Source organism: Shewanella sp. 10N.286.45.A1, assembly GCF_041470405.1.
Taxonomy (GTDB): Bacteria; Pseudomonadota; Gammaproteobacteria; order Enterobacterales; family Shewanellaceae; genus Shewanella.
The window spans coordinates 1-14,624 of sequence record NZ_JBFRMK010000302.1; the positions used below are offsets into that span (position 1 = coordinate 1).

13 protein-coding genes are annotated in these 14,624 nt (G+C 43.8%); 4 read left to right on the plus strand and 9 right to left on the minus strand.

Annotated features, from left to right (window positions below):
* Positions 1-47: 47 nt before the first annotated feature.
* The 7 genes from parC to nudF all read right to left on the minus strand — a co-directional run bounded on the left by parC (position 48) and on the right by nudF (position 7,997).
* The gene (parC, locus tag AB4238_RS19560) at positions 48-2,315 is read right to left on the minus strand and encodes a DNA topoisomerase IV subunit A (RefSeq protein ID WP_372034974.1); all 2,268 of its coding nucleotides are present in this window, start codon (positions 2,313-2,315) and stop codon (positions 48-50) included.
* Entirely contained in the window at positions 2,315-3,409 is a 1,095-nt protein-coding gene (locus tag AB4238_RS19565; RefSeq protein WP_371992536.1) for a sorbosone dehydrogenase family protein, read from the minus strand. Before AB4238_RS19565 ends, parC begins: the two co-directional genes overlap by 1 nt.
* Positions 3,410-3,500: 91 nt before the next feature.
* Positions 3,501-5,387, minus strand: coding sequence for a DNA topoisomerase IV subunit B (gene parE, locus AB4238_RS19570; RefSeq protein WP_371992517.1), 1,887 nt, complete (start codon positions 5,385-5,387; stop codon positions 3,501-3,503).
* 55 nt (positions 5,388-5,442) lie between these two features.
* Positions 5,443-6,015, minus strand: coding sequence for a YqiA/YcfP family alpha/beta fold hydrolase (locus AB4238_RS19575; protein WP_372034976.1), 573 nt, complete (start codon positions 6,013-6,015; stop codon positions 5,443-5,445).
* A 29-nt stretch (positions 6,016-6,044) separates the two neighbouring features.
* Positions 6,045-6,884, minus strand: coding sequence for a 3',5'-cyclic-AMP phosphodiesterase (gene cpdA, locus AB4238_RS19580; RefSeq protein WP_372034978.1), 840 nt, complete (start codon positions 6,882-6,884; stop codon positions 6,045-6,047).
* Between the two features lie 9 nt (positions 6,885-6,893).
* Complete coding sequence (locus AB4238_RS19585) at positions 6,894-7,340, minus strand: DUF1249 domain-containing protein (RefSeq protein ID WP_372034979.1); 447 nt, start codon at positions 7,338-7,340, stop codon at positions 6,894-6,896.
* Between the two features lie 39 nt (positions 7,341-7,379).
* On the minus strand, positions 7,380-7,997 hold the full coding sequence (gene nudF, locus AB4238_RS19590) for an ADP-ribose diphosphatase (protein WP_372034981.1): 618 nt from the start codon (positions 7,995-7,997) through the stop codon (positions 7,380-7,382).
* 292 nt (positions 7,998-8,289) lie between these two features.
* Between nudF and tolC the strand changes: the two genes are divergently transcribed.
* Positions 8,290-9,600: an outer membrane channel protein TolC gene (gene tolC, locus AB4238_RS19595; RefSeq protein ID WP_372034983.1), complete on the plus strand. Its 1,311-nt coding sequence runs from the start codon at positions 8,290-8,292 to the stop codon at positions 9,598-9,600.
* A gap of 76 nt (positions 9,601-9,676) precedes the next feature.
* Here the strand turns inward: tolC and AB4238_RS19600 are convergent, their stop codons facing one another.
* Positions 9,677-11,263, minus strand: a complete 1,587-nt coding sequence (locus AB4238_RS19600) for a GMC family oxidoreductase N-terminal domain-containing protein (RefSeq protein ID WP_372034985.1) — start codon at positions 11,261-11,263, stop codon at positions 9,677-9,679.
* A 38-nt stretch (positions 11,264-11,301) separates the two neighbouring features.
* Complete coding sequence (locus AB4238_RS19605; RefSeq protein WP_372034987.1) at positions 11,302-11,817, minus strand: TAT leader-containing periplasmic protein; 516 nt, start codon at positions 11,815-11,817, stop codon at positions 11,302-11,304.
* A 201-nt stretch (positions 11,818-12,018) separates the two neighbouring features.
* On the opposite strand from AB4238_RS19605, the gene AB4238_RS19610 reads away from it, so the two are divergent.
* The 3 genes from AB4238_RS19610 (at position 12,019) to AB4238_RS19620 (ending at position 14,448) form a co-directional block, all read left to right on the plus strand.
* Positions 12,019-13,008 carry a hydrolase gene (locus AB4238_RS19610; protein WP_372034989.1) on the plus strand — a complete coding sequence of 330 codons (990 nt, stop codon included), beginning with the start codon at positions 12,019-12,021 and terminating at the stop codon, positions 13,006-13,008.
* Positions 13,008-13,262 carry a YheU family protein gene (locus AB4238_RS19615; RefSeq protein WP_372034990.1) on the plus strand — a complete coding sequence of 85 codons (255 nt, stop codon included), beginning with the start codon at positions 13,008-13,010 and terminating at the stop codon, positions 13,260-13,262. The genes AB4238_RS19610 and AB4238_RS19615 overlap by 1 nt, the downstream gene beginning before the upstream one ends.
* Before the next feature lie 298 nt (positions 13,263-13,560).
* Entirely contained in the window at positions 13,561-14,448 is an 888-nt protein-coding gene (locus AB4238_RS19620) for a phosphoribulokinase (RefSeq protein WP_220736575.1), read from the plus strand.
* Positions 14,449-14,624 lie beyond the last annotated feature (176 nt).

Sequence of the window (14,624 nt, forward strand, 5' to 3'; positions counted from 1 at the left end):
TAACTGATCGGCATTAGCCATTAGGCTGCATTTCTTATCTCAAGTAATTAAACGACAGGTTCGCCATCTCCGAGTTCTACACTATCTACACGCTGTAGCCCTCGTGGTAGTTTGGCACCTCTGCGGCCTCGCTCCCCTCGATAATGCTCTAGATCACTTGGCTTCAACGTTAGCTTACGCTTACCCGCCCACAGAGTGACAGGCATGTCTTCAGGGATAACATTGAGGTGGATTAGCAACTCTTCGCGATTCTTAGCTCGCTCGGTCGGTATACCGATAATCTTGTTACCCTTACCTTTCGTAAGCTGCGGCAATGCATCTAAGGAAAACAGTAGCATTCTGCCTTCGTTGGTAATAGCTAAGATTGACTGAGCTTTCGATTTATCCACTTTTTGTGGCTGTAACACTTTGGCATTTGCAGGCAAGCTTAGCAGTGCTTTACCCGCCTTATTGCGCGATATCATATCTTTATTTGCAGCAATAAAGCCGTAGCCCGCATCGGATGCCAATATGTAGCACTGACTTTCATCAGCTAGTAGCACATGCTCCATCGTCGCACCAGGTGCCAAATTGAAACGAGTGGTTATCGGCTCCCCTTGAGAGCGCGCTGATGGGAGTGTATGAGTCTCTGTTGCAAATGCCCTACCGGAGGTATCAATAAACACACTAGGCTGATTACTGCGCCCAGGAGCCGAACATAAGAACTCATCACCTGCTTTATAAGATAAGCTCTTACCATCAACCTCGTGCCCCTTAGCACACCTTACCCAGCCCTTTTCTGACAAGACAACGGTAACGGATTCAGCAGGCACTAGCTCTTGCTCAGTTAATGCTTTTGACTCACCGCGTACCACAAGTGGTGAACGGCGATCATCACCATAATCTTCGCCATCTTTGATCAACTCTTTCTTTATCAACGTCTTCATTCGACGCTCAGAGCTGAGTAGAAGTTGTAGCTTGTCTCGCTCGGCTTCTAACTCACTTTGCTCTGACTTAATTTTAAACTCTTCTAACTTGGCTAAATGGCGAAGTTTCAAATCTAAAATCGCATCGGCTTGCTTGTCAGACAGTTCAAACCGAGTCATTAACTCTGCTTTGGGATCATCATGAAAGCGAATGATCTCAATCACTTCATCTATATTCAAAAATGCGATCATTAATGCATCAAGAATGTGCAATCGAGCTAAGATTTTATCTAATCTAAACTCTAAACGGCGCTTAACCGTGGTCATACGGAAAACAAGCCATTCTGTTAACAGCTCTCGTAGACCCTTAACCTGCGGACGACCATTAAGCCCTAACACATTCAGGTTAACTCTGTAGCTCTTCTCTAGGTCAGTCGTAGCAAATAGGTGCGCCATCATCTGGTCGCAATCGACACGATTTGAGCGAGGCACTATCACCATGCGTACCGGACTTTCGTGATCAGACTCATCACGTAAGTCAGTTACCATAGGTAACTTCTTAGCCTGCATTTGCGCCGCGATCTGCTCTAAAATCTTACCGCTACTTGCTTGATGTGGCAGCGCAGTGATCACCACCTCACCATTTTCAACAGTATAAACCGCTCGCGCTTTAATAGAACCACGACCCGTTTGATAAATTTTAGCAATATCTGCTGACGGCGTAATGATTTCTGCTTCTGTTGGGTAGTCAGGTCCAGGAACAAACTCCATTAACCGTGGCAAGTCTGCCTTTGGGTTATCGAGCAGTTCAATACAGGCACCCACAAGCTCTTTAGCATTATGTGGCGGCACATCTGTTGCCATGCCCACAGCAATACCCGTGATGCCATTGAGCAGAATATGAGGTAATCTTGCTGGTAATACCAATGGCTCTTTCATCGTACCATCAAAGTTCACTCCCCAATCGACGGTACCTTGACCTAACTCACTCAGTAGCACTTCAGAAAATTTGGATAGCCTAGCTTCTGTATATCGCATTGCTGCAAATGACTTAGGGTCATCCGGCGCCCCCCAGTTGCCTTGGCCGTCTACTAACGGGTAACGGTAGGAAAATGGTTGTGCCATAAGCACCATTGCTTCATAACAAGCGCTGTCACCGTGAGGATGGTATTTACCCAATACATCACCCACGGTACGAGCCGATTTTTTATGCTTCGATTGGGCTGACAAACCCAATTCACTCATCGCATAAATAATACGTCTTTGAACAGGTTTAAGCCCGTCACCAATATGTGGCAAAGCACGGTCCATGATGACGTACATGGAATAATTAAGATATGCCTCTTCCGTGAAGCGGCGCATTGGCATTTGCTCTACGCCGTCTAAGCTTAAATCTATCGCATCACTCATTAATCATTATCCTGTGACTGATTTTTTGGTGCATTTTTGTAAAATAAACGGTAAACATTGCCTTTCAAATCATCCGAAATATACATGCCACCATCAGGGGCGGTGATCAATGAATAGGGTCTGGCAACCGGAAATTCACCATCTAAAAAGCTGACGACAGTACTGCGTTTGACAACCTTTTCATTCTCAATTTCAAGCATCACTACTTGATACCCAACTTTGCTTGAGCGGTTCCAAGAACCATTCTCGGCAATAAACATTTGGTTATGATAGCGCTCAGGGAATTGCTCGCCACGATAAAAATGTAGCCCCAGAGGTGAAACATGAGCTGGTAACTCAAACTGAGGTGCTACAACCTTTAGATTTTCAGGTTTATCGTAAGCGGGTTCGATAACATCAGTTGCATGGATGTAGGGAAATCCATAGTGACTGCCGACCGTTTCAACCTTATTGATCTCATCCGGCGGTAAGTTATCACCCATCCAATTGCGACCCAGCTCAGAAAACCACAGCTCTTTGTCTGTTACTGACCAATCAAACGCACCGACTCGGCGAACACCGCTGACAATTTGCTCACTCTCACCGCTCTCAACATCAATAGCGATGATACTGCCAAACGGATCTTCAGGTTCACACACATTACATGGAGCGCCAATGGCAATATAGAGCCTACCATCGGGGCCAAAATGCATTGCACGGCGACTCTTCTTAGTATTGCCTGGTAAGCGGTCATAAACCTCTTTCGGTCGGCCAGGTCTCCTCAGACGAGATTCAATCTCAACAAACCTTAATATGCGTTCATCTTCTGCGACATAAAGTGCACCATCGTGGAAAGCTATCGCTTCTGGATAGTTTAGACCTTTGGCAATGATATAGCGCTTGTCAACTCTGCCATCTTGGTCAGAATCAACCAATGCAGTGATAATCCCCTCTTTATGAGATCCAACAAACAGCGTGCCATTAGTACCTAGCGCTAACTGCTTTGCATCACCTAAGTCAGAGGCAAACAGCGTTAAGCCAAAGCCTTTAGAAACTGTGATCATTACAGGCTCAGCAGCAAACGCTACGGAGCCTAAAATAACTTGAGCGAACATCACTGAGATATAGGCAAATATTCGCTTGGGGTAATTTTCAAACGTCATTATTATTCTTTTATTTAGTGCTCTATTGGGGTAAATGGTCGATCTATATTTGTGCTAGATCGCCTTTTGTTTCTAGCCATATTTTTCTATCGCTAGAACGTTTCTTTGCTAACAGCATATCCATCAATGCTAATGTATCATCGGCATCATCAATGGTAAGTTGAACTAATCGGCGCGTGTTAGGATCCATTGTGGTCTCACGCAGTTGCAGAGGATTCATTTCACCCAATCCTTTAAATCGTGTTACCTGCACTTTGCCTTTGCGTTTTTCAGCAGCGATCCGGTCAAGAATTCCATCTCGCTCAGCTTCATCAAGCGCATAAAAAACTTCTTTACCAATGTCGATTCTGAATAAAGGAGGCATTGCTACGTAGATATGCCCCTCTTCAACAAGCACTCGGTAATGTTTCATAAAGAGTGCACAAAGCAAAGTCGCAATATGCAGTCCATCGGAGTCAGCATCTGCCAGAATGCAGATTTTTCCGTATCTTAGTTCAGAGATATCACTACTATCTGGATCGCAACCTATCGCAACCGAAATATCGTGTACCTCTTGTGATGCCAACACTTGGCTTGCATCAACTTCCCAAGTATTAAGGATCTTACCACGCAGCGGCATAATTGCTTGAAATTCTCGGTCACGCGCTTGCTTAGCACTACCGCCTGCTGAATCACCTTCGACTAAAAACAGCTCGCCACGCATAGGGTCTTGACCACTGCAATCGGTTAATTTACCCGGTAAAGCTGGCCCAGACGTTATACGTTTACGCGCCACTTTCTTAGCAGCTTTCAAACGTTTCTGTGCGTTATTGATGCACATATCCGCCAAAGCTTCAGCTTGCTCAGTATTGGTATTTAGCCACAAACTAAAAGCATCACGCACAATGCCAGATACAAACGCTGCACATTGTCGACTCGATAACTTCTCTTTAGTTTGGCCTGCAAATTGTGGATCTTGCATTTTTATCGAAAGAATAAAAGTACAACGATCCCAAATATCTTCAGGGGTTAACTTTATGCCCCGAGGCACTAAATTTCTAAACTCACAAAACTCACGCATAGACTCCAGCAAACCTTGCCTAAAGCCATTAACATGGGTTCCGCCAAGCGGAGTTGGAATGAGGTTTACATAACTCTCATTTAGGTAGTCACCACCTTCTGGCAGCCAAGTTATTGCCCAATCTGCGGCTTCAAGGTTACCCTTGAAATTACCAACAAACGGCACCTCTGGCAGCATAGGTACGCCGTCAATAGACGACTTTAAATAGTCCTCTAAACCACTTTCATAAAACCACTCTTGGGTCTCATTAGTTTGCTTGTTGACAAATTTAATCCGTAAGCCTGGGCATAATACCGCCTTGGCCTTCAGTAAGTAACTAAGCTTGGTTATAGAGAAGTTGCCAGAATCAAAATAGCTTGCGTCTGGCCAGAAATGAACTCGAGTACCGGTATTGCGTCGACCACATGTGCCAGTTACACGAAGATCTTCGACCTTTTCACCGTGCTCAAAAGCCATATCATAAACTTCTGCATTACGTCTTACGGTAATTTCAACTCGACTAGAAAGGGCGTTAACAACTGAAATACCAACCCCATGAAGACCACCAGAGAATTGGTAGTTTTTATTCGAAAACTTACCACCAGCATGTAATTTAGTCAGAATAAGTTCGACACCGGGGATCCCCTCTTCAGGATGTATGTCGACAGGCATACCACGGCCATCATCGGTCACTTCAAGAGAGTTGTCGGCATGCAAAATCACATCGATTCTACTGGCATGCCCAGCAAGTGCTTCATCAACACTATTATCTATGACTTCCTGTCCTAAATGGTTCGGACGCGAGGTATCGGTATACATACCTGGGCGACGTTTTACAGGGTCAAGTCCGTTTAGGACTTCAATAGCATCTGAGGTGTATTGATTTGTCATAGCACACATTTTTTTTTGTTATTCAGGCCATGTTGCGGCCCTACGGGTCTATTTGTCAAGAAAACAGGTATTCACAAATGGCAGACAGCTGGCTTTCATAGCCTATAAAACTGTGATCACCACCGGGCTCGATCAGCAACTGACAACAATGATATTTCTGCACAGCCTGTTTATAGTCGAGTACTTCATCGCCTGTTTGTAACAAAACAAAGAAGCGATCAGGATTCATAATTGCTGCAGTATCGAACTCAGCAACATCCTGCTTGTGCTTGGCTAAAACCTGATAGGTTTCGTTGGTATAGGGATTGTACTGAGTGCCGATGAATTCATCAAACAGTTCGAAGGGTTTTACTGCAGGATTGATTAAAACTGCGCGTCCGCCGTACTTTTCAGCCAAATAACTGGCAAAGTAGCCACCTAATGAAGAGCCAATATAGGTTATCGACTCTCCAGCGGCTTTAGCCTGTTCGACAACATCAGTCAACAATGCCATTGCAGCGAGCGGTTCACTCGGCAATTGTGGCTGTCGGAAATCTAGATCGGGATAATTTTGTTGGATAAAACTTGCAGTAACAAGTCCCTTATCCGAAAGGGGTGAACTATTAAATCCATGAATATAAAGCAGCATAGTTCCTCACGCTGCGGTTTTAACTTTGCTTAGTAACCGCCAGCTTCGTTGTCAGGTGAGAAATTTTCACCTGGTACCCGATATACGTTAGTAAGGATGCTACCATCAGATTTAAGCTCCAGCAAACGGTAACCTGGTTGTAATGCATCTAAGGCAAAATAAGGCGACTTGGGCTTAAATTGAATACAGGTTGATGGTGTTGCCATTAACTTCACTGGCCCATTGGGTCCAAGGTGAACGGTATCAACACTTTGATGAATATGTCCCCAAAGTAACCCTTTAACTTGTCGATAGCGTGAAACTTGCTGAATAAAGTCACTACCGTTGTCCATACAGTGCTGATCTAACCAAGCACAACCTGCCAGAACGGGATTATGATGCATGACTAATAGTGTATGGCGGTTCGGCTCAGCATCAATTGCTCTTTCAATCAGCTTCACCTCAGCATCAGACATATGTCCGCCGGGACGCCCTCTAACAGTGGAGTCCAACATGATAATTTGCCAATTACCTGCAAGTACTCTTTTTTGGCCATACACATTCTTCCCCTGCATATGAAGATTCATAATGCGTGGGTCGTCATGATTACCGGGGAGATAATGACAAGGGATCTTTAGTGGCGCGATCGCGTCAACAAAATTGTGATACGACTCATTAGAATAGTCCTGACTAATATCTCCAGTCGCCAACATAAAGTGGGCTGGATAATCAACAGCTGCAATAGTATTTAGCACCGCGTTTAAGCTTTGAGCCGTATTCACGCCTAGCAGCTGAGCTTCAGGATCAGCAAAAAGGTGAGGGTCAGTGACTTGCACCATTCTCACACTTTCTGATTCAGAAATTGAATAAGAGATCGCCTCTTTTAACAAAGTAATTACCTAAATATCAGATTCACAAATAAATTTGGTCAAGTTATCTATTCTCAATAACTCTTCAAGAAACGCATTCACTTGATACTTTTCATCACGATGATGCATATGCATATTTGGATAATCATACACTGGACTTAATTGGTAAATCTGTTGACTAGTTAACACTTCTGCTAATTTAGCATCATGATAAATGCGTACAGAGACTTTAGGTATTGACACTAATGTGTTACCGCCTACACACCGAGAAATCTCCACTAATTGGGTATATTTGGTATTTTCCAATAAGCGAACATCCAACCTGCCAAACTCACCATCAACCTGCCAGTGAGTCCCTTCACTTGGCTCTTTTGTAAGCCAGCGTTGAATATGCATGTAGTTTCGAGAACAAACAGCTAAAAATTGACTGACATTTGGCTGGTATTTAGATTTTCCAGCATAAGTTACTTTTGACACGATATCATTCCAAAGTTCTTCAAAATCAAGCAATCATGATTATATTTCACAATTACTTTGAATCAAATCTCGATAGTTTAGTTGTAGCCATTGTAACCCAATAACTGATGAAGCATTATCAATGCGGCCATTAGTTGTCATCTTGTAAGCGACCTCTCTATCAACAACATGCACCTTTATATCCTCATGTTCTTCAGCTAAGCCGTAATGACCCGTTGTGCTTGTTGAATCGACAGCTGCCCAATAAAAATCGAAACGCTCACTGGTTCCACCTGGACTTGAGAAATATTGATTTACCTTAGAGAGACTTATCGCCGTCAACCCCGTTTCCTCTTTAAGCTCCTTAACGGCAACGTTTTGCGATGTTTGACCAGGGTCAATCATCCCCGCAACTAACTCAAGCAACCACGGCGTAGAAGCACTTTCCAACACGGGGATGCGGATCTGTTCAATCAGTACGACTTTGTCGAGTACAGGATCATAAGGTAGCACCACCACAGCATGGCCTCTTTCAAACACTTCTCTAGTGATGACTTCGCTCCAACCACCATCGAATAATCGGTACTTAAAGCGGTATTCTTCCATCTTGAAGAAACCTTTATATAGTGTTTTCTTACCGAGTAACTCCACATCGTCTTGGCTAAATGTACTGTTCATTTATTCTCCTAAAGCTACTTGTTTATCAAAGCGTTTATGCCAAAACAAGGCAAAATAAAATTATTAATACTAAGATAAAGGCAGATCTGATTATTGCGATAAAAAACTGTTACACTTCCTAGTTGACTTAGGAATTGTAGGTTTTTACTATCTAATGCACTAAGTTTAGATGTATTGGGAAGCGTCGGGAAGCGCAAACCGCCTAACTTTCAAGATAAAAGTCAGGCATAACTAAACAAAACAAAGTTAAATTCGCTCCTCAATGGAGAATTTTGTCTAAAAAGGACAGCAAATGAAATTCAAGATCCGTTCTCTATGTGCCGCACTGACACTAGCAGTCTCAGCGCAAGTTGCTCATGCCGACGACCTTCTACAAATATACCAACAAGCATTAACCAGTGATCCAGTTGCACTGCAAGCAAAAGCTCAGCGTGATGCGCTCTATGAAAAAATTGAAATGGAAAGAGCGCCGCTCTTGCCATCAATTAGCGCCAACGTTGGATACGGAAAATCTTGGGTAGATCCAGGCGACGACAATAGCGGTATGGATGCTACGTTAACACTAAGGCAAGTTATCTATGACCACAGTGCATGGGTAGGTTTAAGCCTAGCAGAAAAAGCGGCGTCACAAGCGGACTCAAGTTATGCATCTTCACTACAAAATTTGATGATTCGTGTAACGACTGCCTATTTCGATGTGTTAACAGCCAAAGATAACTATGAATTCCAAGGCTCAGAGAAACGCGCAATTGAACGTCAGCTCGAGCAAACAAAACAGCGCTTTGCCGTTGGTCTTACCGCGATTACTGATGTGCATGAAGCTCAAGCTCAGTATGACCTTGCAAACGCAACAGAGATCCTTGCTGAAAACACGCTAGCTAACAGCTATGAAGCATTGCGTGAAATCACTGGTATTGATCACAAGAGCATTAACATTCTCGACACAAGCCGCTTTTCAGCTTCGCCAGTAGCCCCCGCTATGTCGACAGACTGGATTAAGGTAGCTGAAACGAATAACGTTGACCTTATGAGCACTCGAATTGGTAAAGATATCGCCGAAGAGACGATTACGCTTTACAAGGCAGGTCATATGCCTTCACTGAATTTCGATGCCAGTTATAAAAGTGATTTTGAACAGGAAAGAGCTGGTATTAGCGAGTCAAATGTTGACACTGGTAAGATAGGCTTAACTTTAAGCATACCTATATTTGAAGGCTTTAAAGTCACTTCGCAAGTCAAACAAGCTCAGTATCAATATGTTGAAGCAAGTGAAAAACTTGAACAGACACACCGTAAAGTGGTTAAAGATGTACGTAATAACTTTAACAACGTAGGTGCTTCTATCAGTTCAATCCGAGCTTATGAGCAATCAGTGATCTCATCAGAGAGCGCATTAAAGGCGACTCAAGCAGGTTTTGAAGTGGGTACGCGTACTATTGTTGATGTATTGAACCGTACACGAGACCTTTACGATTCAAAACGTAAATTGTCTGATGCGCGTTATGGCTACATCAACTCAATCATTGCACTTAAGCAAGCCGCTGGTACGTTGAACGAAGATGACATTAGTGCAATCAATAACGGTCTAAAAGCGCCACTATAGTTGCCAAAGTAAACTGTATATCGACAAAGAAGCCCAGTGTTTACACTGGGCTTTTTTATGCTTTTGCAGAGCTCAATTAACTTGTTAGCTTTTCTGCAAGTCTCGTGGCATTGCGTGCTGTTATGCCATATATCGATAACTGAGGGTTAGCGCCAAGACTCGTAGGAAATATAGAACCGTCCATCACTGACAGGTTTTCAAAATAGTGTGACTCGCCATAACTGTTGACCATCGACATCTTAGGATCTTCCCCGAGTGGGCATCCACCCATCACATGAGCTGAAGCAACAACTGTTTTTAATGGCGCAAGATCCATGTTCGCAATGACCTGTTTAGCTTCTGCCCAACTCCCTAAATACGGCATGCCTTCACTAATGGGCAGCACTTTATTTGCGCCCGCCGCGAATTGTAGTTCAGCCATGCTGGCATAAGCACGTCTTGCTGCTCGCCAAAATGCGTCAGTTAATGGGTAATCCAATGTGCTGCCATATTCTGTTAATTTAACTTCACCGCCAGGGCTATTCTCATGGTAACCATCTCGAACAAGTGCGATGGTTACTTGAAGCTGGTTAAAGTTTGCCATCAACTCTGCGTGGCTCTGGCCGTAACCGATAGTTTTTGACGCGATCAAAATAGGGTGAATAGGTGGTACTTCAAGCTTGTAACCTAACTCTCCATCTGCACCGTCTTTCCAAACAAACTCATCAGAATAAATTGATTGCGGCGCTCCACTATGACCATTGATAGGATCGGCAAACATCGCTCCACTCAATAGCGTTGGGTGCAGGAAAGTTCGCTTACCAATGATCTCATAAGGATCAGGTAGCTTAGAGCGCAACATAATTGTGGGCGTATGGATAGCACCAGCAGCCAGGATATAGTGCTTAGCCTTAAATACAACTTCTACCGCCAACGGTCGCATATTGCCGTCTAACGCTTGGGCTTTTAATGCATAAATTTTGTCACCATGATGCTCAAGCTTGATCACTTTAGCTTGGCTGACTAGTGTCGCACCGCCCTCAAGTGCTGCAGGTATGGTTGTCACTAACATAGACTGCTTAGCGTTTACAGGGCAACCCATACCGCAATAGCCAGTATTCCAGCAACCTTTAACATTGCGTTTAATAACCGTGTAACCCCAATCTAACTGCTCGCAGCCCTCTTTCAACGCAGCATTATTACGGTTAGGATCGAACGGCCACTTACTAATATTCAGCCGTTGCTCCATTTGTTCAAACCAAGGAGTTAACTCTGCTTTTGATAATCCCTGCACCGATTTATCTGATGCCCAAAATTCTAAAGCGGGCTCAGGAGTACGAATCGATGTGGTCCAGTTAACCGTTGTTGAGCCGCCAACTGCCCGCCCCTGAAAAATACCAATCGCCTTATCTGTGGTCTTCATGCCAGCAGCTTGTTGATAAAGATCGGGATAGGCGCTGCGCTCTTCCATCACAAAGTCTTTTGATGACTTTAATGGCCCGCCTTCAACAATGATCACTGACAAACCCGCCTTTGTTAAGATCTCGGCCGCGGTGCCACCTCCAGCGCCACTGCCAACAATAACAACATCGGCTTCAAATGTTTGATTTTCTGCTAGCTGCCCTGCATTAATATGCGCCCAGCCCGAATTAAGCCCTGTAACAATAGGATCTTCAATCGCCACGCACTACCCCTTAAATCCGATATGATTAACCAATGGCATTATTCCATCTCCTCTAGGAAATTAGGCTTGGCGTAATGCAATCTACTCCAATGCTCCGGTGCCGAATAGTAGCTCGCCATCACCAATTCTCGTAAGCCTTGGTAAGCTGTCACCATCATCTCCATGAAGCTAGTACGCCAGCTTTGCAGCATATCGATTAACTCCGAACTATTACGCATCATCAGTGGGGTCATACTGCCGGTCAAAATAAGCAGTCCAAGTCTTCCCTCAAGCAAATCTAATAGCTGCTCTAGTTCAAGTTGGCTCTCTTTTGGGAGTATAGATATAGTGTGTTCAATAGCATCTAAGGTGCGATTTTCAGCATCTCTTTTTAATGCTGGCACATCAGGCAATGCACCATCGAGAAAAACAGGCAACAGTACACTGAATAACAATCTATGCTTGTCATCTAGTTTAGCGTTGCCACTCAAGTGATCACTTGAGCAATAATTAACGCCCAAAGCTAAGCAAGCAGTGCCAGCTAATGCGGTGGTGATAAAAGTACGTCGCTCCATCTTGTCCTCTTATTGTTATTTTTGTCTCAATATTGATTTCAATAAAGCTGCTTTCAAGTTGCTATTCAACAAACACCTTTATCACTTCCCCCAAGTAAAAGCCTTAGGTTTAAGCGATTTTAATAGTGGTTTTCAATCTGTGTTACACTCTTGGCATAACAACAATTAAACACACGTTTTAATTTTCAGCAATAGCCAATTATGATAAGACGAAAATTCTCACCGCCCTGGTGGGCGAGAAACCCCCACATCCAAACGATTTTACCCGTACTCACAAAAGTGGACAGACCACAGCTAGAAAGAGAAAGATTAGAGCTTTCTGACGGAGATTTCATTGATCTTGATTGGCAGGGGAAACCTAAACCCAATCAAGCAATCGTTATTATTGTCCACGGTTTGGAAGGAAGCTCTAGCTCCCATTACGCGCGTCGAATTTTGGCTGCTTGTAAAGCACAACAGTTATGCGCGGTAGTACATCACCACCGTAGCTGTTCTGGAGAGCTTAACCGACTTGTCAGAGGCTATCACAGCGGCGACACTCAAGATATTCAGCAAACCTTGAGTCAACTTAAACAGCGTTACCCAGGCTCACCGTTACTTGCTGTCGGCTATAGCCTTGGCGGCAATGTATTGGTCAAGTATCAAGGTGAACAGCAAGAAAAAAGCTTACTTGAACGAGCTGTAGCAGTATCCGCACCGCTGCACCTAGCCGCCTGTGCCAAAAGACTCGAAAAAGGTTTTTCAAAGGTATATCAAAGCTATTTGATCAAACAGCTGCAAGAAAAAATGCTGGGCAAAGTATCTACACCTGCATTGCAGCCACTCATGCCAATTGGCAAGGCCGAGATTGAGCAACTCACCACTTTTTACGCTTTTGATGACAAAATAACAGCACCATTGCATGGTTTTAATGATGTTGATGACTACTACCATAGAGCCAGCGGCCTGCCTTACCTGAGTCAAATCCAAAAGCCAACTTTAGTGATTCACGCTAAAGACGACCCATTTATGACTCACGCAGTCATTCCAACCAATGAGCAGTTAGCTGAACAAGTTGAATACGAACTGCATGATAATGGCGGCCACGTTGGATTTATCGAAGGTGGTTTACCTTGGCGACCACGCTACTATATCGAGAAAAGAATTTTGTCATTTTTAACCGCTCAAATTGACGTATTAGGAAGCCATTAATGTTAGTACCCTATGAATCCCTTAAGCAATTACCGGCCGAGACCCTAGAGAATCTCATCAAAGAGTTTCTTATTGGTCAACTCGAAGACGGCAGTTTTTCAAGTACTGGTGAAGACAGCATGCAAACTGCGATAGCCGTGTGCCATAAAGCACTTTCTCATGGAGAACTAGTGGTTGAGTTTAGTGAAGAGCAAGAGTCTATCGCCATAAGACGCAAAGAGGATATTGTCTTGGTGGACTCGGCTCAAGATTGACCTAAGTGTTACGAAAACGTATAACTATACCCATTCGACTTCAAGAACCTTGATTTAAGTGGGAATGACAAGTGACTTAAGCTAGGGCTTGGGCGGCGGTGCAATAGAGAGCCTATTGTCTAGTCCAATGGCACAATTAACACCGTTTTTAACGCCCCTAAAAGAGTCTCTTATTAAGAATGGGTACATAAATTCACACACAGTTTTTAAATAATCTGGTTTATTGCAGAATCAATACCGTTAGCCATATTTGGCTGTCTACAGGTGATATTTAACTGTCTCTATTTTAGGTAAAAAAATGTCAGCAAAACATCCGATTATTGCTGTAACAGGTTCATCTGGTGCAGGTACGACAACAACAACTACAGCATTCAACCATATCTTTAGGCAGCTGGGGATCAATGCAGCCATTGTTGAGGGAGACAGCTTTCACCATTTCACCCGTCCTGAAATGGCAGTAATGATCCGTAAAGAAAAAACTGAAAATCGAAATATCAGTTATTTTGGCCCTGAGGCCAACGATTTCCAGCGCCTAGAGCAATGCTTTAGTGATTATGGCAGCACTGGGCAAGGAGAAACACGCGCTTACCTGCACACCTTTGATGAGGCGGTACCTTTTAACCAAATGCCGGGCACCTTTACTCAATGGCATCCACTGCCTGAAAATACTGAAATGCTTTACTACGAAGGCTTACATGGCGGTGTTGTCACTGATGACTGCGATGTCGCGCAGCATGTTGACCTACTCATAGGCATGGTGCCCATTGTTAATTTAGAGTGGATCCAAAAGATCATTCGTGACACTTCAGATAGAGGCCATAGTCGCGAAAAGGTGATGGATTCGATAGTGCGTAGTATGGACGATTATATCAACCATATGACGCCACAGTTTTCCCGAACCCACATTAACTTTCAGCGAGTACCGACAGTTGATACCTCAAACCCTTTTAGTGCCAAGAGCATTCCCAGTCTGGATGAAAGTTTTGTGGTGATCCGTTTTCGCGGTATTAAAAATGTCGACTTCCCCTATTACCTGCGCATGATCCAAGGCTCATTCATGTCACGTATTAATACGTTAGTCGTGCCTGGAGGAAAGATGTCACTCGCCATGGAGCTTATCCTTACACCATTAGTGAAAGACTTAATGGATAAACGCTTACAGCTTATTTCACCGGAAAACGAGTAAGAGTAGGCGACACACGATTATCTTAAGATTTGTTTAAGACAAGTTCTGTAGACTTCATTTCATCGGGATTTCAGGCGAAAGAACGATAAGTTAGCGTACTCTTGGAAGTAAATTCCCCCATCTTGATCTGTTTATTTCCTTGGGTATGCTGGCTAACCTCTAATCTCTAAGTTCAT